At 69.5% G+C, this 21,761-nt stretch carries 20 protein-coding genes; 11 read left to right on the top strand and 9 right to left on the bottom strand.

Going from position 1 to position 21,761, the window contains the following annotated elements:
- The first annotated feature begins 50 nt into the window (after positions 1 to 50).
- The 6 genes from murJ (at position 51) to trxA (ending at position 7,438) form a co-directional block, all read left to right on the top strand.
- Positions 51 to 2,213 (top strand): murein biosynthesis integral membrane protein MurJ, encoded by a 2,163-nt coding sequence (murJ, locus tag IE134_RS06290; RefSeq protein ID WP_098016490.1) that lies wholly within the window; start codon positions 51 to 53, stop codon positions 2,211 to 2,213.
- Positions 2,214 to 2,342: 129 nt separating this feature from the next.
- Positions 2,343 to 4,073: a protein kinase family protein gene (locus IE134_RS06295; protein ID WP_098016489.1), complete on the top strand. Its 1,731-nt coding sequence runs from the start codon at positions 2,343 to 2,345 to the stop codon at positions 4,071 to 4,073.
- 210 nt (positions 4,074 to 4,283) lie between these two features.
- Positions 4,284 to 5,000, top strand: a complete 717-nt coding sequence (gene sigM, locus IE134_RS06300; RefSeq protein WP_030707431.1) for an RNA polymerase sigma factor SigM — start codon at positions 4,284 to 4,286, stop codon at positions 4,998 to 5,000.
- On the top strand, positions 4,997 to 5,962 hold the full coding sequence (locus IE134_RS06305) for an anti-sigma factor family protein (protein WP_098895056.1): 966 nt from the start codon (positions 4,997 to 4,999) through the stop codon (positions 5,960 to 5,962). The genes sigM and IE134_RS06305 overlap by 4 nt, the downstream gene beginning before the upstream one ends.
- Positions 5,963 to 6,087: 125 nt before the next feature.
- Entirely contained in the window at positions 6,088 to 7,059 is a 972-nt protein-coding gene (gene trxB / locus IE134_RS06310; RefSeq protein ID WP_010060430.1) for a thioredoxin-disulfide reductase, read from the top strand.
- Positions 7,060 to 7,105: 46 nt separating this feature from the next.
- A complete protein-coding gene (gene trxA, locus IE134_RS06315; protein ID WP_030579479.1) occupies positions 7,106 to 7,438 on the top strand; it encodes a thioredoxin in 333 nt (110 codons plus the stop codon).
- Between the two features lie 97 nt (positions 7,439 to 7,535).
- Here trxA and IE134_RS06320 read toward each other — a convergent pair whose 3' ends face one another.
- The 9 genes from IE134_RS06320 to rpmH all read right to left on the bottom strand — a co-directional run bounded on the left by IE134_RS06320 (position 7,536) and on the right by rpmH (position 14,465).
- Positions 7,536 to 8,153 (bottom strand): GNAT family N-acetyltransferase, encoded by a 618-nt coding sequence (locus tag IE134_RS06320; RefSeq protein ID WP_030579485.1) that lies wholly within the window; start codon positions 8,151 to 8,153, stop codon positions 7,536 to 7,538.
- A 304-nt stretch (positions 8,154 to 8,457) separates the two neighbouring features.
- On the bottom strand, positions 8,458 to 9,549 hold the full coding sequence (locus tag IE134_RS06325) for a ParB/RepB/Spo0J family partition protein (protein WP_098016486.1): 1,092 nt from the start codon (positions 9,547 to 9,549) through the stop codon (positions 8,458 to 8,460).
- Positions 9,546 to 10,619, bottom strand: coding sequence for a ParA family protein (locus tag IE134_RS06330; protein ID WP_073822371.1), 1,074 nt, complete (start codon positions 10,617 to 10,619; stop codon positions 9,546 to 9,548). The genes IE134_RS06325 and IE134_RS06330 overlap by 4 nt, the downstream gene beginning before the upstream one ends.
- 336 nt (positions 10,620 to 10,955) lie before the next feature.
- Positions 10,956 to 11,672, bottom strand: coding sequence for a 16S rRNA (guanine(527)-N(7))-methyltransferase RsmG (gene rsmG, locus IE134_RS06335; protein WP_030707435.1), 717 nt, complete (start codon positions 11,670 to 11,672; stop codon positions 10,956 to 10,958).
- A gap of 109 nt (positions 11,673 to 11,781) precedes the next feature.
- Positions 11,782 to 12,297, bottom strand: a complete 516-nt coding sequence (locus IE134_RS06340; protein ID WP_010060419.1) for a Jag family protein — start codon at positions 12,295 to 12,297, stop codon at positions 11,782 to 11,784.
- A gap of 14 nt (positions 12,298 to 12,311) precedes the next feature.
- Positions 12,312 to 13,577: a membrane protein insertase YidC gene (gene yidC, locus IE134_RS06345; protein WP_030707437.1), complete on the bottom strand. Its 1,266-nt coding sequence runs from the start codon at positions 13,575 to 13,577 to the stop codon at positions 12,312 to 12,314.
- Positions 13,578 to 13,580: 3 nt separating this feature from the next.
- The gene (gene yidD, locus IE134_RS06350) at positions 13,581 to 13,940 is read right to left on the bottom strand and encodes a membrane protein insertion efficiency factor YidD (RefSeq protein WP_078614290.1); all 360 of its coding nucleotides are present in this window, start codon (positions 13,938 to 13,940) and stop codon (positions 13,581 to 13,583) included.
- Positions 13,937 to 14,308, bottom strand: coding sequence for a ribonuclease P protein component (gene rnpA / locus IE134_RS06355; RefSeq protein ID WP_006125985.1), 372 nt, complete (start codon positions 14,306 to 14,308; stop codon positions 13,937 to 13,939). The genes yidD and rnpA overlap by 4 nt, the downstream gene beginning before the upstream one ends.
- A 19-nt stretch (positions 14,309 to 14,327) precedes the next feature.
- The gene (gene rpmH, locus IE134_RS06360) at positions 14,328 to 14,465 is read right to left on the bottom strand and encodes a 50S ribosomal protein L34 (RefSeq protein WP_003967884.1); all 138 of its coding nucleotides are present in this window, start codon (positions 14,463 to 14,465) and stop codon (positions 14,328 to 14,330) included.
- Between the two features lie 380 nt (positions 14,466 to 14,845).
- On the opposite strand from rpmH, the gene dnaA reads away from it, so the two are divergent.
- From dnaA to IE134_RS06385, 5 genes are all read left to right on the top strand, one after another.
- Entirely contained in the window at positions 14,846 to 16,741 is a 1,896-nt protein-coding gene (dnaA, locus tag IE134_RS06365; protein ID WP_078614291.1) for a chromosomal replication initiator protein DnaA, read from the top strand.
- A gap of 894 nt (positions 16,742 to 17,635) precedes the next feature.
- The gene (gene dnaN / locus IE134_RS06370) at positions 17,636 to 18,766 is read left to right on the top strand and encodes a DNA polymerase III subunit beta (RefSeq protein ID WP_003967886.1); all 1,131 of its coding nucleotides are present in this window, start codon (positions 17,636 to 17,638) and stop codon (positions 18,764 to 18,766) included.
- Positions 18,767 to 18,927: 161 nt separating this feature from the next.
- The gene (gene gnd, locus IE134_RS06375) at positions 18,928 to 19,812 is read left to right on the top strand and encodes a phosphogluconate dehydrogenase (NAD(+)-dependent, decarboxylating) (RefSeq protein WP_030707443.1); all 885 of its coding nucleotides are present in this window, start codon (positions 18,928 to 18,930) and stop codon (positions 19,810 to 19,812) included.
- Between the two features lie 89 nt (positions 19,813 to 19,901).
- Positions 19,902 to 21,032, top strand: a complete 1,131-nt coding sequence (gene recF, locus IE134_RS06380; protein ID WP_030707445.1) for a DNA replication/repair protein RecF — start codon at positions 19,902 to 19,904, stop codon at positions 21,030 to 21,032.
- Entirely contained in the window at positions 21,029 to 21,613 is a 585-nt protein-coding gene (locus IE134_RS06385; RefSeq protein ID WP_032767653.1) for a DciA family protein, read from the top strand. Before recF ends, IE134_RS06385 begins: the two co-directional genes overlap by 4 nt.
- Positions 21,614 to 21,761 lie beyond the last annotated feature (148 nt).

The following is a 21,761-nucleotide window of genomic DNA, read 5'->3' on the forward strand; positions in this document are numbered from 1 at the left end:
GCGATGTCTGTCGTGGCCGGTCGGCCGGGGACGATGAGGTAGGGGTTTCGATGAACGCGCCGTACGACGGTGACCGCGGGCAGGGCGCGGGCGGAGCAGCGTCTCCGGGCGGGCCTCCGGTTCCTCCGGGCGCGGGCCAGGACGGCTCCGTGCCGCCGGACCCGTACCTCCAGCACGCCTACGACGACGATCCCTACCGGGCGCAGGACCTGACCGCCCAGGACCCGGTGGACGAGGCGCTCTACGACCGCGCCGCCCACCCGCCGCCGCCTCCCGGCACCTACCAGGAGCCGGCGCCGCTCTACCAGCAGCCGCCCCCCGCCCCTTACGCCCCGGACCCTCGCATCTGGGCCCAGACCCCGCCCCCTGAGCCGGCGGGGCCCTCCCGGCACCTGCCGTACGGGGACCGCCCGGCGACCACGCAGTTCGTCGGCGTCGACGACCTCGTGACCCGGGCCTCGGACGACCGGCAGGAGCCGGACGCCTTCGCGCACCTCTTCCGGGACCAGGAAGGTTCGGGGAAGCCTCCGGTACCTCCCCAGCCCGAACCGGCTCCCGCACCCGCGCCCGCCAAGGGCGGCGGCGGCAAGGTCTCCGGGCTCCTCAAGTCCAGCGCGGTCATGGCCGCCGGCACCCTCGTCTCCCGGCTCACCGGATTCGTCCGGTCCCTGGTGATCACCGCCGCACTCGGCGCCGCGATGCTCGGCGACAGCTTCACCATCGCGTACACCCTGCCGACGATGATCTACATCCTCACCGTCGGCGGCGGTCTGAACTCGGTCTTCGTCCCCCAGCTCGTCCGCGCCATGAAGGACGACGAGGACGGCGGCGAGGCCTTCGCCAACCGACTGCTGACCCTGGTGATGGTCGCGCTCGGCCTGATCGTCGCCGCCGCGGTGCTCATCGCACCGGTGCTGATCCAGCTGATGTCCAGCACGATCGCCGACGACGTGGCCGCCAACAGCGTCGCCGTCACCTTCGCCCGGTACTGCCTGCCCACCATCTTCTTCATGGGTGTGCACGTGGTGATGGGTCAGATCCTGAACGCCCGCGGCAAGTTCGGCGCGATGATGTGGACCCCGGTCCTCAACAACATCGTCATGATCATCACCTTCGGGCTGTTCATCTGGGTCTACGGGACCTCCGCCGAATCCCAGATGGGCGTCGACACCATTCCGCCGGAGGGCGTCCGCCTGCTCGGCATCGGCACCCTCCTCGGACTCGTCGTCCAGGCGCTGGCGATGATCCCCTACCTGCGCGAGACGGGCTTCCGCTTCCGCCCCCGCTTCGACTGGAAGGGCCACGGCCTCGGCAAGACCGTCAAGCTGGCCAAGTGGACCGTGCTGTTCGTCCTGGCCAACCAGGCGGGTGTCCTGGTCGTCACCCAGCTCGCCACGGCGGCGGGCAAGCTCTCGGGCAAGGACGGCACCGGTTTCCTGGCCTACTCCAACGCCCAGCTGATCTGGGGCATGCCGCAGGCCATCATCACCGTCTCCGTCATGGCCGCGCTGCTGCCCCGCATCTCCCGGGCCGCCCACGACAACGACCCCGGCGCGGTCCGCGACGACATCTCGCAGGGTCTGCGCAACTCGGCCGTCGCGATCGTGCCGGTGGCCTTCACCTTCCTCGCGCTCGGCCTGCCGATGTGCACCCTGCTGTACGCCTCCAGCGGCACCGAGGCCGCCCGGTCCATGGGATTCATCCTCATGGCCTTCGCGCTCGGCCTGATCCCGTACTCCGTCCAGTACGTCGTGCTGCGCGGGTTCTACGCCTACGAGGACACCCGCACCCCCTTCTACAACACGGTCATCGTGGCCGCCGTGAACGCCGCGGCCTCCGCTCTCTGTTACGTCGTCCTGCCCGCCCGCTGGGCGGTCGTCGGCATGGCCTTCTCCTACGGTCTTGCCTACGCCGTCGGCGTCGGCGTCGCCTGGCGCCGGCTGCGCAACCGGCTGGGCGGCGACCTGGACGGCGCACACATCGTGCGGACCTACGCCCGCCTCTGCATGGCCGCGGTGCCCGCCGCGCTGGTCGGCGGCGCCGTCGGATTCGGGATCCTGGAACTGGTCGGCACCGGCGCCCTGGGCTCCCTGGCCGCACTGGTCTGCGGCGGTGTCCTCCTCCTGGGCATCTTCTTCGTCGCGGCCAAGAAGATGCGTATCGAAGAGGTCAACGGACTGGTCGGCATGGTCCGTGGACGGCTCGGACGCTGAATGAGCACCCGCCCGCACAACCATCGCCGCACTCCGCGTGTCGTGCATAGCGCCGGAGTGTGGGCACAATTGGCGTGACTGTGCAGAGCTGGCTGGCATCGCGCAACGGATGGGGAGGCAGGAACGACGGTGGCGGAACGTAGCACGGCTGCCGTCGACGTGGCCGACAACAGCGGCGACGAGCCGCTCACCGCCAAGGCGGACGAGGCCACGACCGACGGGACGGCGGAAGCCGAGGACAGCAAGGGCGCGAGCCCCAAGGACACCGAGAACACGGACGGTGGGCAGAAGCGTTCCGAGGCCGTTCCGGCGTCACCCGATCTGCACAGCGGTCACAAACTCGCCGGGCGCTACCGCCTGGAGGAGTGCGTCACCCGTCTGGACGGCTTCAGCAGCTGGCGCGCGGTCGACGAGAAGCTCCGCCGGGCGGTGGGCGTCCACCTGCTCCCCGCCGACCACCCGCGGGCCCGCTCGGTGCTGGCCGCCGCCCGCTCCTCGGCCCTGCTCGGGGACCCCCGCTTCGTCCAGGTCCTGGACGCCGTCGAGGAGAACGATCTCGTCTACGTGGTCCACGAATGGCTGCCGGACGCCACCGAACTCACCGCTCTGCTGGCCGCCGGGCCGATGGAGGCCCACGACGCCTACCAGCTCGTCAGCCAGCTCTCCCAGGCGATGGCCGCCGCCCACCGCGAGGGCCTCTCCCATCTGCGCCTCACCCCCGGCGCGGTCCTGCGCAGCTCCACCGGGCAGTACCGCATCCGCGGCCTCGCCGTGAACGCCGCCCTGCGGGGCATCACCGCCGAGCGCCCCCTCCGTACGGACACCGAAGCCATCGGGGCCCTTCTGTACGCCGCCCTGACCCACCGCTGGCCGTACGGGGACGACGCACACGGACTCGCCGGTCTGCCCAAGGGCCTGGGGCTCATCGCCCCCGACCAGGTACGGGCCGGCGTCCACCGAGGGCTCTCCGAGCTCGCCATGCGGGCGCTCGCCAACGACGGTGCCACCGCCTCCCGCCAGGAGCCGCCCTGCACCACCCCGGACGAGCTGGCCAAGGCCGTCGCGGCGATGCCGCGCATCCTTCCGCCGGAGCCCACGTTCACCGCGCCGCCGGCCTACCAGCGCACGACCTATCAACAGGGAACGTACGGGCGCCCGTCCTCGCACCCGTCCGCCGCCACGCAGCCCGTGATGCCAGCCCCTCCGGCGCCCCTGCAGAGCCGTACCGGCCGCGTGCTCAAGTGGACGGTGTCCGCTCTCCTCATCGCCGCCCTGGGCCTCGGCAGCTGGCAGCTCGCGGAGGCACTGCTCGACCGGACCAAGGGCTCCGACGACACCGGCGTCACCGAGCCGAACGAGGACGACAAGAACAAGGACGACAAGCCCGCACCGTCCGCCGAACCCCTGGACATCGCGGGGGCGACGGAGTTCACGCCCGACGGCTCCGGAATCAAGCAGGGTGAGGTGGCGAACACCGTGGACGGCAACCAGGGAACGCACTGGGTCACCCCGCGGTACGAGGGCTTCGCCAACTTCGGCAACCTCCCCCAGCGCAAGCAGGGCAGCGGCATCATCGTCGACCTCGGCAAGGTGCGGGACGTCTCCGGAGTCGATGTGTCCATGTACCGCAGCGGGCAGACGGCGACCGTCTCCGGCGCGTCCCCGGACGCCACGTCCCCCTCCTCGACGGCCGACTTCGACCAGCAGATCGTCAAGCGGACGGTCGCCGGGTCAACGCTCAAGGAAACGCTCGACGAGCCCGTCCGCACGCGCTACGTCCTCATCCACATCACGGAACTCCCGTCGGACGGCACGGGCGGATATCGCGGCGGCATCACCGACATCTCCGTCCTCGGCTGATCACGGGCCGGTACGCGGATCCCGCGTACCGGCCCGTGATCACCGCCCCCACCCGACCGCTACTGTGGGGCGGACCGTGCCGCCCCGCCGAGCACCCGCGGCGACAAGGGTTGCGGCCGTCACGCCCGTGACGGCAGGCTTCTCCCGTCGCACCGCTTCACCGGGCGCGGCCCATATGTGACATCGGATCCGGTTCGGAGGGGGAGCACGGTGGATTCCGTTCCACCAGAGGCACCGAGCGACTCGGATCTGCTCGCCCAGCATGTGGCGGGCGACCCCGACGCCTTCGGTGAACTCGTACGCCGACACCGCGACCGGCTCTGGGCCGTGGCACTGCGGACCCTGGGAGACAGGGAGGAAGCGGCCGACGCCGTCCAGGACGCCCTCGTCAAGGCCTTCCGCGCCGCCCACACCTTCCGCGGCCAGTCCGCCGTCACCACCTGGCTCCACCGGATCACCGTCAATGCCTGCCTCGACCGGGTTCGTAAGGCCGCCTCCCGCAAGACGTCCCCCGTGGATGACGCGGAACGGCTCGACCAGCTCCTGGAACCCCACGAATCCGCCGAGGCCCCCGCCGTACGGCAGGACCTCCACCGCCAGCTCCAGAAGGCCCTGGACACGCTGCCCGCCGAACAGCGGGCGGCCCTGGTCCTCGTCGACATGCAGGGCTACCCCGTGGCGGAGGCCGCGAGCATCCTGGAGGTGCCGACCGGCACCGTGAAGAGCCGGTGCGCCCGGGGCCGGGCGAGACTGGCCCCCCTGGTCCGCCATCTGCGCGCGGAAACCGGGGGACAGAACCCCGGCGACGAGAACGGCGCGGACGGAAGGAACCAGACGCACGAAGCATCCGTCCCACCTGCGTCAGGCCCCAGAGACGCAGGAGCAAGCGATCCTGCCGCTACGAAGGGAGGAGGTGGGCGCCCGTGACACCCACGCCCGACTTGGCTCAGCACCCGGAGGTCTCCGAGATCTCCGATCTCACCGAGGGACTGCTCACCCCTTCCCGGACTGCGGAAGTCCAGCAGCACCTCGCGGAGTGCGACCTCTGCGCAGAGGTCCGGGACTCCCTGGATGAAGTCCGCGGACTGCTCGGGACGATGCCCGACCCCGAGCCGATGCCCGAGGACATCGCCGCCCGCATCGACGCGGCCCTCGCGGCGGAAGCCCTCCCCACCCCTTCCAGCGAGAACGAGCCGGTCGTTGTTTCACGTGAAACAACCGCCGAGGGAGCGACGACCAACAGGACGGCGACCGGGTCCGCTTCCGTGACCGGCAGCACCGCTGCCCCGGACCGCCCTGCGGGCCGTTCCTCCGCCGCGACCGGACCGGGCCGCCGTCCCGGCCGCCGCCGTCGGCGCACCGTGGTCCTCGGCACCGCCTTCGGCGCCGCGGTCATCGGGATGAGCGTCTTCTTCCTCCAGTCCCTCAGCCCGTCCGACGACGCGTCCAAGTCGGTCTCCGACGGCGGCGTCAGTGCGGCGGACACCAGCGCGCCCGCCTACGCGGACGGCACCCTCGAAGCCCAGGTGCGGGACCTCCTCGGCGACGAGGCGAGCCAGAAGAGCCCGGGCGTCAAGAAGGTGCCGCCGGAGGCCGACACCAAGTCGTCGAGCGAAGCCCTCACTCCCGAAGCCGAGCCGTCCAGGAGCCCCATGCAGGCTCCCGTCGTGGCCGTGCCCCCCTGTGTGCAGAAGGCCACGGGCCGCACCACGCCGGCCCTCGCCCTCGACGAGGGGACGTACCGGGGAACGGACGCCTATCTCGTCGTCCTTCCGCACACGAGCGACTCCTCTCGCGTACAGGCCTACGTCGTGGCCTCCTCCTGCGTGGACACCGCCCCGGAGTCTTCCGGTCAGCTGCTGCTCACACGCTCCTACAACCGCCCCTGAAGGCCGTCCGCGACCGCTGCGGCGTGTTCGGGAATGCATCAGCCGTAGGATCCGTTGGGTGGGGTGTGAGTCGTTGACCCACCCCGTAGGCAGTTAGGCAGTCTGCAGAAACGAGGAAGAAACCCGTGAGCGACGTCCGTAATGTGATCATCATCGGCTCCGGACCGGCCGGGTACACCGCCGCGCTGTACACCGCCCGTGCCTCGCTGAACCCGTTGGTCTTCGAGGGCGCCGTCACGGCTGGTGGTGCGCTGATGAACACCACCGACGTGGAGAACTTCCCCGGTTTCCAGGACGGCATCATGGGCCCCGAGCTCATGGACAACATGCGGGCCCAGGCCGAGCGCTTCGGCGCCGAGCTGATCCCCGACGACGTCGTCGCGGTCGACCTCACCGGTGACATCAAGACCGTCACCGACACCGCGGGCACCGTCCACCGTGCCAAGTCGGTCATCGTCACCACCGGTTCCCAGCACCGCAAGCTCGGACTGCCCAACGAGGACGCCCTCTCCGGACGCGGCGTCTCCTGGTGCGCCACCTGCGACGGCTTCTTCTTCAAGGACCACGACATCGCCGTGATCGGTGGCGGCGACACCGCGATGGAGGAGGCGACCTTCCTCTCCCGCTTCGCCAAGTCCGTCACGATCGTCCACCGCCGTGACACCTTGCGCGCCTCCAAGGCCATGCAGGACCGTGCCTTCGCCGACCCGAAGATCAAGTTCGCCTGGGACAGCGAGGTCGCCGAGATCAAGGGCGACCAGAAGCTCTCCGGTCTGACCCTGCGCAACACCAAGACCGGCGAGACCTCCGACCTCCCCGTGACCGGACTCTTCATCGCCGTCGGCCACGACCCGCGTACCGAGCTCTTCAAGGGCCAGCTGGAGCTTGACGACGAGGGCTACCTGAAGGTCGAAGCGCCCTCTACCCGCACCAACCTCACCGGCGTCTTCGGCGCCGGCGACGTGGTCGACCACACCTACCGTCAGGCCATCACGGCAGCGGGCACCGGCTGCTCCGCCGCCCTGGACGCCGAGCGCTTCCTTGCGGCCCTGGCCGACGCCGAGCCCGCCGAGCCGGAGAAGACCCCGGCCGTCTGAACGTCCGCACCACACCCCACCACCCCGAGAAACTAAGGAGGCCGCCGTGGCCGGCGACCTGAAGCACGTTACGGATGACACCTTCGACGACGTCGTCCTCAAGAGCGACAAGCCCGTTCTGGTGGACTTCTGGGCTGCCTGGTGCGGCCCGTGCCGCCAGATCGCCCCCTCGCTGGAGGCGATCGCGGCAGAGCACGGCGACCAGATCGAGATCGTCAAGCTCAACATCGACGAGAACCCGGCCACCGCCGCCAAGTACGGCGTGATGTCCATCCCGACCCTGAACGTGTACCAGGGCGGCGAGGTCGCCAAGACCATCGTCGGAGCCAAGCCGAAGGCCGCGATCCTCCGCGACCTCGAAGGCTTCATCAGCGCCTGACCGCGCAGCAGCGCCCCGGCGCAATGTTTCACGTGAAACGGGCCCACCCTCGAAAGGGTGGGCCCGTTTCGCATGGCAGCCCGCACGCGGACCGGCCTCACAACGGCCGCAACACCGGTTCCTTCTGGACCGCACCCAGAAGCCGGTCGAGCGCCATCTCCACGTCTTCCTTCCAGGAGAGCGTCGTCCGCAGCTCCAGCCTCAGCCGCGGGTGCACGGGATGCGGCCGCACGGTCTTGAAGCCGACGGCCAGCAGATGATCCGCGGGAAGGACGCAGGTGGCCTGCTCGGACCGTGCGTCTCCGAACGCCTCGATCGCCTTGAAGCCCCGGCGCAGAACATCCTTGGCCACGGTCTGCACCATGACACGGCCGAGCCCCTGGCCCTGGTACTCGGGAACGATCAGGCCGGTGATGAGCTGAACGGCATCGGGGGAGACCGGGCTGGTCGGGAACGCCGTCGAGCGCGGGACGTACGCGGGCGGGGCATAGAGCACGAAGCCGACCGGCACGTCGTCCACATAGACCACCCGGCCGCAGGAGCCCCACTCCAGGAGAACCGCGGAGATCCAGGCTTCCTTCTCCAGCTCCGGCTTGCCCGCCTTTACCGCGGCTTCCCCGCTGACCGGGTCAAGCTCCCAGAAGACGCACGAGCGGCAACGCTCGGGGAGATCCGGAAGGTTGTCCAGGGTGAGTGGTACGAGCCGACGCCCCATGACGGCGATTCCTCACTTCCTTCGCCCGCCGCACCACGTGCGGCCGCCAGCGCGCTCCGTTCGCGGAACAGACTGCCGACGAATCCGCCGACGGCGCCCAGGCCGAGACCGACCGTGACGAGCCGACTGCGGCTTACTCTTCGCAAGGTCTCCGCCCTCCTCCGAGGTCGTTCACCGTGGATGCGCCGTCCCAGAACGCATCGTATCCACCCAGAGGTGATGCGGATACCGAGAGAGGGCAAAGGGCGGGCCGTGTTCCGGTATGCACCGGCGCACGGCCCGCCCTTCGATGAAACCCTGAGGCTCAGCCCTCGTCGTCCTCCTCGGGCGTCTCGGCGAGCCGACGCTCCAGCACCCGGCCCTCGCCCGGGGCGAGGCTGCCCAGGATGCGGTCCAGGTCCTCCATCGAAGCGAACTCGACGACGATCTTGCCCTTCTTCTGCCCCAGGTCGACCTTCACCCGGGTCTCGAAGCGGTCGGACAGACGCGTCGCCAGGTCGGTCAGGGCGGGGGACAGACGCCCGCCGGCCCTCGGCCCCTTGGACTTCGGAGAGCTCGTGGGACGCGAGCCCATCAGCGTCACGATCTCCTCGACGGCCCGCACCGACAGCCCCTCGGCCACGATACGGTGGGCCAGCCGGTCCTGCTCCTCGGAGTCGTCCACGGACAGCAGGGCCCGGGCATGACCGGCGGAGAGAACGCCCGCGGCGACCCGGCGCTGCACCGGCGGGGACAGCCGCAGAAGCCTCAGCGTGTTCGACACCTGTGGGCGGGAGCGGCCGATCCGGTCGGCCAGCTGGTCATGGGTGCACTTGAAGTCCTTGAGCAGCTGGTCATATGCAGCGGCCTCTTCCAGCGGGTTCAGCTGAGCCCGGTGGAGGTTCTCCAGCAGCGCGTCCAGCAGCAGCTTCTCGTCGTCCGTGGCGCGGACGATCGTGGGAATCCGCTCCAGGCCAGCTTCGCGGCACGCCCTCCACCGGCGCTCACCCATGATGAGCTCATAGCTGTCCGGGCCCACCTTGCGGACGACGACCGGCTGGAGAAGGCCGACCTCCTTGATGGAGACGACCAGCTCGGCCAGCGCGTCCTCGTCGAAGACCTCACGGGGCTGACGCGGGTTCGGGGTGATCGCCCCGATCGGGAGCTCGGCGAAGTACGCGCCGGACGTACCGACGCCCTGCTCGGACCGGTCCTCCGGGGCGGACGCCGGCTCCGGCACCACCGGGGCGGACGGCAGCGCTGTCACCTTCGCGGCGGCCACCCCGCGCTCCGCCGTCAGCACCGGCCCCGTGCCGGACGCCGCGCCACTGCCGGGCGTCTGCACCTGCTTCTCCTGAGGAGCGGCGGGGATCAGCGCACCGAGCCCACGCCCCAGTCCTCTACGACGCTCACTCACTGAAGGCCCTCCGCGTTCTGCTGGCTGTTCTGAATGCTCGTGTGGGCGTGCTGAGCCTCGTAGTGCACACCGACGCCCCGCAGGGCGATCTCCCGGGCGGCTTCGAGATACGAGAGCGAGCCGCTGGATCCCGGATCGTAGGTCAGCACGGTCTGCCCGTAACTCGGAGCCTCCGAGATGCGCACCGACCGCGGGATGCTCGTCCGGAGCACTTCCTTGCCGAAGTGGGTACGGACCTCCTCGGCGACCTGGGAGGCGAGCCTCGTCCGTCCGTCGTACATCGTCAGCAGGATCGTCGAGACATGCAGATCCGGGTTCAGATGGCCCCGCACCAGGTCGACGTTCCGCAGGAGCTGCCCCAGGCCTTCCAGCGCGTAGTACTCGCACTGGATGGGGATCAGCACCTCGGCGCCAGCCACCAGCGCGTTCACCGTCAGCAGTCCCAGCGAGGGCGGGCAGTCGATGAGGATGTAGTCCAGCGGCTGCTCGTAGGCCTGGATCGCCCGCTGAAGCCGGCTCTCCCGCGCCACCAGCGAGACCAGCTCGATCTCCGCACCGGCGAGATCGATGGTCGCGGGGGCACAGAAGAGGCCCTCTACGTCCGGTACGGGCTGGACCACCTCGGAGAGGGGGCGGCTGTCCACCAGGACGTCGTAGATCGAGGGGACATCGGCATGGTGATCGATGCCCAGAGCCGTGGAGGCGTTGCCCTGCGGGTCGAGGTCGACCACCAGAACGCGCGCACCGTGCAGGGCCAGCGAAGCGGCAAGGTTGACCGTCGTGGTCGTCTTACCGACCCCGCCCTTCTGGTTGGCCACGACCATGACGCGGGTGCGGTCAGGACGGGGCAGCCCTTCGCCGGCGCGGCCAAGGGCCTCGACCGCCAGCTGAGCGGCACGGCCGATGGGTGTGTCGTCCATCGGCGGCGGTGTTTCACGTGAAACACCCTCACCCACGGACTCGGTTCGGGGACCGGGGACCGGGTCGGTCATCGGTCCCGCGATGTTGGCGTCGGACCGCAAGGATTCACTCTCCTCGACTTCAGGCTCGCAATGAACAGAGCCTGCCATGCTTTCGGGGTCGTGAACCAGCGAGGCCCGCTGTTCTGTGGATGAATCCGGGCGTGTGGACAACTCGGCCACCCGTCCGGGCTTGCGGTCGCGCGGCGTGGCAGCCGCACGACCGCGGCTGATGATTCCCTGCAGCAGAGAGCGACGTTTCACGTGAAACACGATGCCCCTGCGGAGCAACTACCAGGCCACGACACTCCGCAGCGGTGAGGTATCGCTACTTTCCGGACCAAACACTGCTAAGCAACCCGAGAGGCAGCAGAGTTCGCATAACGCACGCTCCCAGGCCCTCCCGGCCTGACGATATCGCCGCATCAGAGACGCCTCAGAGAAGCCTCAGCGACGCCTGCGCGTGCGCCCCGTGCGAGCGGCCTTGGCCCTCTTTGCGGCGAACCTCACACCGCCCGGGCTCTCTCCCACCACAACACGGACCACCGTGGAGAGCGGGTCGACGACGCCCTCGCCGACGTGGAGCACCTCGGTCTCCACGACGCCGAGCTTGCTGAGCGCGGCCCGGGCGCCGGCGATCTCCTCCTCCGCGGTGTCGCCCTTGAGCGCGAGCATCTCCCCGTACGGCTTGAGCAGCGGAACGCCCCAGCCCGCAAGCCGGTCCAGCGGCGCCACCGCCCGGGCGGTCACCACCTGAACGGGCTGCAGCGTCCCGAGGACCTCCTCGGCCCGGCCGCGTACGACCGTCACATGGTCCAGGCCGAGCAGCTCGACGACCTCCTGGAGGAAGTTCGTCCGCCGGAGCAGCGGTTCCAGCAGGGTGATCTTGAGGTCGGGGCGTACCAGAGCCAGCGGGATGCCGGGCAGACCCGCGCCCGAGCCCACATCGCAGACGGTGACACCCTCGGGCACGACCTCGGAGAGCACGGCGCAGTTCAGCAGGTGCCGCTCCCACAGCCGGGGGACCTCACGCGGGCCGATCAGGCCGCGCTTGACCCCGGCATCCGCCAGAAGCTCCGCGTACCGGACAGCCTCCGGGAAGAGCTCTCCGAACACCGCCCGCGCCTCCGCAGGTGCCTGGGGGAGCTCTGCTGCCTCCGTCACGGGGACCGTCCTTCCGTACCGCACTCGCGCACTGTGGGTGGCTGACTATCAGGCTGACAAAGATCGGCCCCGCCTGCGTACAGACGGGGCCGACAGTACAAGGATCCGGTCAGGCCGGGAGAACGACGACGAAGCGCTGCGGCTCCTCGCCCTCCGACTCGCTCCGGAGACCGGCCGCGGCGATCGCGTCGTGCACGACCTTGCGCTCGAACGGCGTCATCGGGTCCAGCTTCACCGGCTCGCCCGTGCTCTTGACCTCGTTCGCGGCCTTGGCACCCAGCTCCGCGAGGACCGCGCGCTTCTTGGCCCGGAAGCCGCCGATGTCCAGCATCAGACGGCTGCGGTCGCCGGTCTCCCGGTGGACGGCCAACCGCGTCAGCTCCTGGAGCGCCTCCAGGACCTCACCGTCGCGGCCCACGAGCTTCTGGAGGTCACGTGCCGATTCGCTGATGATCGACACTGCGGCCCGGTCCGCCTCGACGTCCATGTCGATGTCGCCGTCGAGGTCGGCGATGTCGAGCAGTCCCTCGAGGTAGTCGGCCGCGATCTCGCCCTCCTGCTCCAGGCGGGTCAGGGTGTCGCTGCCCGCCTCAGCGGCGGCCGTGGAGGTGGTGCCTTCCGTCACGGATGGACTCCTTCTTACTTCTTGGACGGGTGCTTGGGCCGCTGCGGACCCTTGCGCTGCCCGGTCTTGGCTTGGCGTGAGGAGCCGGAGGCGGGCTTGCCCGCCGACTTCGGCTTGCTGTCCTGCGGTGCGTCCTGCTTCTCGAGCGAGGTCTTGGAACCGGCTGCCGCGGATTCCGTGTCCTTGGCGCCCGCCGTCGTGTGACCTGTCGTCTGGCGCTTCGCCTTGGTCTGGCGCTTGGGCTGCTGGCGCTTGTGCGCCTGACCGCCCTCGGCGTCGGCCGTGGCGGTCTCGCTCTTCGCCACCGTGCCGTCCTCCTGGGCCGCGAGACCCAGCTTGCCGAGCCCGGTGATGAACTTGCGCTCGATGTCGTTGCGGTCGGAGCCCTTGGCGACGATCGCCTTGACCATCTTGCGCCGGGTACGGCCACGCACCTCGCCGTGGGAGGTCACGCTCTTGAGCACCCGCTGGAGGTAGGCGTCCTGCGCCTTGCTGCCCGGCGTCGGGTTCTGGTTGATCACGTACATCTGCTGACCCATGGTCCAGACGTTGGTGGTCAGCCAGTAGACGAGGACACCGACGGGGAAGTTGATGCCCATCACGGCGAAGATGACCGGGAAGATGTACATCAGCATCTTCTGCTGCTGCATGTACGGGGTCTTCACCGTCAGGTCGACGTTCTTCGTCATCAGCTGGCGCTGGGTGAAGAACTGCGACGCGGACATCAGCACGATCATGATCGCGGTGACGATCCGGACGTCCGTCAGGGAGGCGTCGAGCGAGGTGACCTTCTCGACGCTGTCCGTGAACTTCGCCGCGAGCGGGGCGCCGAAGATGTGGGCCTGGCGGGCGCTGTCCAGCAGGTCCTGGTTGATCGCGCCGATCTTCTTGCCCGAGGCGATGGACGACAGCACGTGGTACAGGGCGAAGAAGAACGGGGACTGCGCCAGGATGGGAAGGCACGAGGAGAGCGGGTTGGTGCCCGTCTCCTTGTACAGCTTCATCATCTCTTCGGACTGACGCTGCTTGTCGTTCTTGTAGCGCTCCTGGATCGCCTTCATCTTCGGCTGGAGCACCTGCATGTTGCGGGTCGACTTGATCTGCTTCACGAAGAGCGGGATCAGGCAGATCCGGATCAGCACCACCAGGGAAACGATCGACAGACCCCAGGCCCATCCGGAGTCATCGCCGAAGAGCGCTCCGTAGACCTTGTGGAACTGGACGATGACCCATGAGACAGGTGTGGTGATAAAGCTGAACAGACTGGCAATCGTGTCCACTAATCAGGCTCCTTGAGCATTGGGCGAGGTCTCTGCGGCCGGGCTCGGAGGTTCGGAGACCGACCCCCCGGACGGCACATCAGCGGCGGACTCCCCGCCCTTTTCGCCGCGCACGGCATTGCGCAGCAGCTCGTGCCACCGCGGACGCTTACGAGGCGGGACATGATCCACACCGCCGGGTGACCACGGATTGCACCGCAGGATGCGCCAAGCGGTCAGCGCAGTTCCCTTGATCGCACCGTGCCTGTCGATCGACGTATATCCATAGTGGGAACACGACGGGTAATAACGGCAGACAGGCCCGAGGAGTGGACTGATCGTCCACTGGTACAGCTTGATGAGAGCAAGCAGCGGGTACTTCATCGCGCGCCCCCTCCCAGCAGCCGCTGAAGAGCGGCGTCCAGGTCTCGGGCCAGCTGTGCATGGTCGGCGTCGCCCGCACCGGGCAGCGCCCGTACGACAACAAGGCTACCGGGGGGCAGCTGAGCCAGCCGGTCGCGGACCAGGTGGCGAAGCTTCCGCTTCACCGCGGTCCGGACGACGGCGCCCCCCACGGCCTTGCTGACAACGAAACCCGCACGCGGCGGGGGAACAGTCTCCCCTGTCACGTGCGGGTCCGTTTCACCGCTGCGTAGATGGACGACGAGCAGCGGACGTCCGGCTCGACGTCCTCGTCGTACCGCGGTCGCGAAGTCCTCGCGCCGCCTCAGCCGATTCTCGGTAGGCAGCACGTCATGGACCTGTGAGCGATCAGGCGGACAGGCTGCTGCGGCCCTTGCCGCGGCGGTTCGCGAGGATCGCACGGCCGGCACGGGTACGCATGCGCAGACGGAAGCCGTGGGTCTTGGCGCGACGGCGGTTGTTCGGCTGGAAGGTGCGCTTGCTCACTCGGGGGCTCCAGAAATGATTCGTGTCTTGGCGGGACATCGCCTGGCTGTCACCGTGCGCCCACGAGGAACTCGCGTAAACGCCTTAGTGCACCGCTTCACAATCACAGATCGTGATCTTTGCCCATCGGAGGCAGGCGGCAGCAGCCATCGACAACTCGACCTGGTCACGGTACGCGCGGCTACGCCATCCGGTCAAACCGGCTCCGCGCGACCCCCCATTGTGCACAGCCTGTGGACAACAACTTGAACCGCGCGGGTCGGCCTGACTACCGTGACGGAACTCCGGTTCTTTTCCTTCCCGACTGCCGGGCTCACCCGACCCGACCCATCCCGTCCCGAGAACCACACATTCGTGGGACATGCGAGAGAGCGTGCCTTGTGGCTGACGTACCTGCCGATCTTGCCGCAGTGTGGCCACGAGTGCTGGAACAACTCCTCGGGGAGGGCCAGCAGGGCATCGAGCCGAAGGACAAGCAGTGGATCGAGCGCTGCCAGCCGCTGGCACTCGTCGCCGACACCGCACTGCTGGCCGTCCCCAATGAATGGGGCAAGCGCGTCCTGGAGGGCAGGCTCGCGCCGCTCATCAGCGAGACGCTGACCCGGGAGTGCGGCCGCCCCATCCGGATCGCGATCACCGTGGACGACTCCGCGGGGGATCCCCCATCCCCGCCGGCGCCCCCGATGCACCAGTCGCATCAGCAGCACCAGCCGCGCGGGAGCCAGCAGGATCACCGCTACCCGGGGCAGCCGCGCGACGACACTCCTCGGGGCGACGCGTACGACGGATACGGTCACCGGCCCTCCGACGACGGTATGCCGACGGCCCGGCCGGCCTACCCCGACTACCAGCAGCAGCGCCCGGAGCCCGGCGCCTGGCCGCGTACCCAGGAAGACCTCTCCTGGCAGCAGCCGCGGCACAGCGGGTACCAGGACCGCGAGCAGCCCGCCGGTGAGCCGTACCGCGACAGCGACACGTACCGGGAGAACGAGCAGTACCGGGACCAGCCCGCCGAGCAGTGGCGCGAGCCGTACGGCACCGGGCGCCCGCAGCAGCCGAGCCACGACTACCGGTCGCAGCCGCCCGAGCACCAGGGGTACGAGCAGCAGCGCCCCGACCGGCAGGACCAGCAGCAGCCGCAGCACCGCCAGACCGGTCCGGGCCACGGCCCCGGGCGGACCGGCGGCTCGGTCCCCGGTCCGATGGGCGCCCAGCCGGCCCCCGCGCCGGGTCCCGGCGAACCGCACGCCCGGCTGAACCCGAAGTACCTCTTCGACACCTTCGTCATCGGGGCGTCCAACCGGTTCGCACACGCCGCGGCCGTCGCCGTCGCCGAGGCACCCGCGAAGGCGTACAACCCCCTGTTCATCTACGGGGAGTCGGGGCTCGGCAAGACCCACCTGCTGCACGCCATCGGGCACTACGCGCGGAGCCTCTACCCGGGGACCCGGGTGCGGTACGTGAGCTCGGAGGAGTTCACCAACGAGTTCATCAACTCGATCCGCGACGGCAAGGGCGACACCTTCCGCAAGCGCTACCGCGACGTGGACATCCTGCTGGTCGACGACATCCAGTTCCTGGCGAGCAAGGAGTCGACGCAGGAGGAGTTCTTCCACACCTTCAATACGCTGCACAACGCGAACAAGCAGATCGTGCTCTCCTCGGACCGGCCGCCCAAGCAGCTGGTGACGCTGGAGGACCGGCTGCGCAACCGCTTCGAGTGGGGTCTGACGACCGACGTCCAGCCGCCCGAGCTGGAGACCCGGATCGCGATCCTCCGTAAGAAGGCGGTGCAGGAGCAGCTCAACGCCCCGCCGGAGGTGCTGGAGTTCATCGCCTCGCGGATCTCGCGCAACATCCGTGAGCTGGAGGGCGCCCTGATCCGGGTGACCGCCTTCGCCTCGCTGAACCGGCAGCCGGTGGACCTCGGGCTGACCGAGATCGTCCTCAAGGATCTGATCCCGGGCGGCGAGGAGTCCGCCCCGGAGATCACGGCGCCGGCCATCATGGCGGCCACCGCGGACTACTTCGGGCTCACCGTGGACGACCTCTGCGGATCCTCGCGCAGCCGGGTCCTGGTGACGGCACGCCAGATCGCCATGTATCTGTGCCGCGAGCTCACCGACCTCTCGCTGCCGAAGATCGGCGCGCAGTTCGGTGGCCGCGACCATACGACGGTGATGCACGCGGACCGGAAGATCCGGGCGCTGATGGCGGAGCGCCGCTCCATCTACAACCAGGTCACCGAGCTGACCAACCGCATCAAGAACGGCTGACGCAGCCCTCTCAACGCCTCTCAAGGCGCCTCGCACCGGCCTCCCAGGGTCCGCGCGAGGCGCCTTTCGTCGTTCCTGAGGGGTCCCGGGAGCCGTCGCAGCAGTCTCCTCCACACCGGCGCTGTTCGAATACGAGCAGCTCAGAGGCCCTTCTCCACAGATGTGCGAGAAATCTTCCGTCCACAGCCTGGGGACTGGGAAGTTGTCCATATTGCGTCCACAGGGCGCGCTGCCGATACTCCATCAGGCCAGGTCATGTGCTTGGGGATTTGTGGCCAACGATGATCCACAGCCTGTGGACAGAATCTTCGTCCACAGGGGGCCGTCGATGTTGTCCACCGGCGGCCCACAGGCTGAGCGGTGTTGTCCCCAGCTTGGCCCTGCTTCTCCACACCCCTGTCCACTGTTCGGCAACGCAACACACGCTCTCACCGCCCGGAGTGAAAGGCGTCACACCAAGGGGCTGGGTTGGGCTGTGGGGAACAGGGGTAAAGCTGGGGACAGGTCTGGGGAGAAGTGGCCCCCTCCTGTGCATCGGGTGTGCAGAACTTTCGTCCGTCCACAGAAAGCCCGGGTTGTCCACGGGCGCCACCCACAGGACCGGTGGACAAAAAACAGTCGCTGACCTGCGCAAACGACGTTATCCACGGTATCCACAAGGCCTACTACTACTACCACCCAGAGTTAGCCAGGAATCCGCTTCGAAGTGGGGCCTGTGTACAACTCGACCGTCGACCGCCGCGAACCTCTTGGCCCGACTTGACCCCGAGCAGCAACGGCTGTCGGTGCCGTACGTCAGACTGGACCCCGGAGCCTCCGCCGTCTCGGCAGCGGACTCCGGTCCAGACGACGAAGGCCAGCAGGGCGAGCGAGCAACAGCAGGAGGCGGTTCCGGTGAAGATCCGGGTGGAGCGCGATGTACTCGCGGAGGCGGTGGCCTGGGTGGCCCGCAGCCTCCCGGCCCGTCCGCCGGCGCCCGTTCTCGCGGGCCTTCTGCTGAAGGCCGAGGACGGAGCTCTCAGCTTCTCCAGCTTCGACTACGAGGTCTCCGCACGGGTCTCCGTCGACGCGGAGATCGACGAGGACGGCACGGTGCTCGTCTCCGGCCGGCTGCTCGCCGACATCTGCCGCGCCCTTCCCAACCGCCCGGTGGAGATCTCCACCGACGGTGTGCGGGCCACGGTCGTCTGCGGCTCCTCCCGCTTCACCCTCCACACACTGCCTGTGGAGGAGTACCCCGCGCTGCCGCAGATGCCGACCGCCACGGGCACCGTCCCCGGTGAGGTCTTCGCCTCGGCCGCCGCCCAGGTCGCCATCGCCGCCGGCCGCGACGACACGCTGCCCGTGCTCACCGGTGTGCGGATCGAGATCGAGGGCGACACGGTCACCCTCGCCTCCACCGACCGCTACCGCTTCGCGGTCCGCGAGTTCCTGTGGAAGCCGGAGAACGCGGACGCCTCCGCGGTCGCCCTGGTGCCCGCCAAGACGCTCCTGGACACCGCCAAGGCGCTCACCAGCGGTGACACGGTCACCCTGGCGCTCTCCGGATCCGGCGCGGGCGAGGGCCTGATCGGTTTCGAGGGCGCCGGGCGCCGCACGACCACGCGGCTGCTCGAAGGCGACCTGCCGAAGTACCGCACGCTGTTCCCGACCGAGTTCAACTCCGTCGCGGTGATCGAGACGGCCCCCTTCGTCGAGGCCGTCAAGCGCGTGGCCCTGGTCGCCGAGCGCAACACCCCCGTACGGCTCAGCTTCGAGCAGGGCGTCCTCATCCTGGAGGCCGGTTCCAGCGACGACGCACAGGCTGTGGAGAGGGTCGACGCGGTGCTGGAGGGCGACGACATCTCGATCGCCTTCAACCCGACGTTCCTGCTGGACGGGCTGAGCGCGATCGACTCCCCGGTCGCCCAGCTCTCGTTCACCACGTCCACCAAGCCCGCCCTGCTCAGCGGCCGCCCGGCCGTCGACGCCGAGGCGGACGACGCGTACAAGTACCTGATCATGCCGGTGCGTCTCTCCGGCTGATCCCGCCTCCCCCGCCCGATCGGGGGACGTTTTCCGCGGCAGTTTCCGGCGGGCCCGCTCGGCGCGGAGCGGGCCCGCCGCGCTGTCCCCGGCCGGGCGTAGGCTCGGTCGTGGGTGCAAACGCCCCGACGCTTATCGCCACGACGCTTAAGGAATCTCTGATGGAGCTCGGTCTCGTCGGCCTCGGCAAGATGGGCGGCAACATGCGCGAGCGCATCCGCCGCGCAGGCCACACCGTCATCGGTTACGACCGCAACCCGGATGTCGCCGATGTCCACAGTCTCGAAGAGCTTGTGGGCAAGCTGAAGGGCCCGCGGGTCGTCTGGGTGATGGTCCCGGCCGGTGCCGCGACCCAGTCCACGATCGACGAGCTGGCCGAGCTGCTCTCGCCCGGCGACGTCGTCGTCGACGGCGGCAACTCGCGCTGGACCGACGACGAGAAGCACGCCGTCGAGCTGGGCATCAAGGGCATCGGCTTCGTCGACTGCGGTGTCTCCGGCGGTGTCTGGGGCCTGGAGAACGGCTACGCCCTGATGTACGGCGGCACCGAGGAGAACGTCGCGAAGGTCCAGCCGGTCTTCGACGCGCTGAAGCCCGAGGGCGACTTCGGCTCCGTCCACGCGGGCAAGGTCGGTGCCGGCCACTTCGCGAAGATGGTCCACAACGGCATCGAGTACGCCATGATGCAGGCCTACGCCGAGGGCTGGGAGCTGCTGGAGAAGGTCGACTCCGTCACCGATGTGCGCGAGGTCTTCCGCTCCTGGCAGGAGGGCACGGTCATCCGTTCCTGGCTGCTCGACCTCGCGGTCAACGCGCTGGACGACGACGAGCACCTGGACAAGCTCCGGGGCTTCGCCGCCGACTCGGGCGAGGGCCGCTGGACGGTGGAAGCCGCCATCGACAACGCGGTGCCGCTGCCCGCGATCACGGCGTCGCTGTTCGCGCGGTTCGCCTCGCGTCAGGACGACTCGCCGCAGATGAAGATGATCGCCGCGCTGCGCAACCAGTTCGGCGGCCACGCGGTCGAGTCCAAGACCGAGAACTGACCGGCCCGCCGCCGGAGATCCGGCGGCGCGGCACGACGTGAGAAACCGCGAAGCGGAAGCACCGACAACAACGGGAGAGGCTGGCCACCATGCACGTCACGCATCTCTCGCTGGCCGACTTCCGCTCGTACGCCCGGGTCGAGGTCCCTCTCGACCCGGGCGTCACCGCGTTCGTGGGGCCCAACGGGCAGGGCAAGACGAATCTCGTCGAGGCCGTCGGCTATCTCGCCACCCTCGGCAGCCACCGGGTCTCCTCGGACGCCCCGCTGGTGCGCATGGGCGCGGAGCGGGCGGTGATCCGGGCGGCGGTGACCCAGGGCGAGCGCTCGCAGCTGGTCGAACTGGAACTGAACCCGGGCCGGGCGAACCGGGCCCGTATCAACAGGTCCTCGCAGGTCAGGCCGCGTGATGTGCTGGGCATCGTGCGGACCGTGCTGTTCGCCCCGGAGGACCTGGCGCTGGTCAAGGGTGATCCCGGTGAGCGGCGGCGGTTCCTGGACGAGCTGGTCACCGCGCGCTCGCCCCGGATGGCCGGGGTCCGCTCCGACTACGAACGCGTGCTCAAGCAGCGCAACACCCTGCTGAAGTCCGCGGCGATGGCCCGGCGGCACGGCGGCCGTTCGATGGATCTGTCCACCCTGGACGTCTGGGACCAGCACCTGGGCCGGGTGGGCGCCGAGTTGCTCGCGCAGCGCCTCGATCTGATCGCCACGCTCCAGCCGCTGGCCGACAAGGCGTACGGGGACGTCGCGCCGGGCGGTGGCCCGGTGGCGCTGGAGTACCGCAGCTCGGTCGGCGACGACGTGGGTCCCGAGCGCACCCGCGACGAGCTGTACGAGCAGCTGATCGCGGCGCTCGCGGGCGTCCGGAAGCAGGAGATCGAGCGGGGCGTGACGCTGGTCGGACCGCACCGCGACGATCTGCTGCTGGGCCTGCGCGGGATGCCGGCCAAGGGGTACGCGAGTCACGGCGAGTCCTGGAGCTATGCACTGGCGCTGCGGCTCGCCAGTTACGAGCTGCTGCGCTCCGAGGGCAACGAGCCGGTGCTGGTGCTGGACGACGTCTTCGCCGAGCTGGACGCCCGCCGCCGGGAGCGGCTGGCGGAGCTGGTGGCCCCCGGCGAGCAGGTGCTGGTGACGGCCGCGGTCGCGGAGGATGTGCCGGGCGTGCTGGCGGGGACGCGGTACGCGGTGTCCGCGGGCGAGGTGGAGCGCGTATGACCGGCCGGGACGAGCGGCCGGGCGAGGCGGGCGCGGTCGGCGGTGCGCCGGAGGCCGGGAGCCCGAAGCCGCCCGAGGTGTCCGGGGTCGATCTCGCCCGGGTCGCGTTGCGGGCCGCGAAGGAGCAGGCCAGGGCGCGGGGTGCGGCGGCGCAGCAGAAGAAACAGGCGCGGCGGGGTGGCGGACTGCGCTCGGGGGCCCGGTCGGACGGCCGGGACCCGCAGGCGCTGGGCTCCGCGATCAGCCGGCTGATCACCGAGCGGGGCTGGGAGACGCCCGCGGCGGTCGGCGGGGTGATGGGCCGGTGGCCGCAGATCGTCGGCGACGACCTGGCGAAGCACTGCGTTCCTCTGCGGTACGACGACGATCCGGCCGCCCGGGTGCTGACCGTGAGCTGTGACTCGACGGCGTGGGCGACGCAGCTGCGGCTGCTGGCCCCGCAGCTGGTGGCCCGGCTGAACGCGGATCTGGGGCAGGGCACCGTACGGATGATCAAGGTGGTCGGGCCGGGGGGCCCGGAGCGCCGGTACGGACCGTTGCGGGCACCCGGCAGCAAGGGCCCGGGCGACACCTACGGATGAGCCTCGGGGCGCCGGCCGCAGGTGGTCGGGCCGCCGGGCCGAGGCCGCAGGTGGTCGCGCGGCTGAGCCGATGGCAACGCTGAGCTGCACTTTCGGCGTAAAATTGTCGTGTACCGGGCGAGCTTGTGGGTGGGTTCGTCAGGGTTCG

It is taken from the genome of Streptomyces rubiginosohelvolus (assembly GCF_014649875.1).
Lineage (GTDB): Bacteria > Actinomycetota > Actinomycetes > Streptomycetales > Streptomycetaceae > Streptomyces > Streptomyces rubiginosohelvolus.

Bases quoted from the DNA above. Each gene is read 5' to 3' on its own strand.
- murJ (WP_098016490.1), top strand. From the start codon at position 51: ATGAACGCGCCGTACGACGGTGACCGCGGGCAGGGCGCGGGCGGAGCA.
- IE134_RS06385 (WP_032767653.1), top strand. From the start codon at position 21,029: ATGACCGGCCGGGACGAGCGGCCGGGCGAGGCGGGCGCGGTCGGCGGT.
- yidD (WP_078614290.1), bottom strand. From the start codon at position 13,940: ATGAAGTACCCGCTGCTTGCTCTCATCAAGCTGTACCAGTGGACGATC.
- IE134_RS06320 (WP_030579485.1), bottom strand. From the start codon at position 8,153: ATGGGGCGTCGGCTCGTACCACTCACCCTGGACAACCTTCCGGATCTC.
- recF (WP_030707445.1), top strand. From the start codon at position 19,902: ATGCACGTCACGCATCTCTCGCTGGCCGACTTCCGCTCGTACGCCCGG.
- gnd (WP_030707443.1), top strand. From the start codon at position 18,928: ATGGAGCTCGGTCTCGTCGGCCTCGGCAAGATGGGCGGCAACATGCGC.
- IE134_RS06330 (WP_073822371.1), bottom strand. From the start codon at position 10,619: ATGGCAGGCTCTGTTCATTGCGAGCCTGAAGTCGAGGAGAGTGAATCC.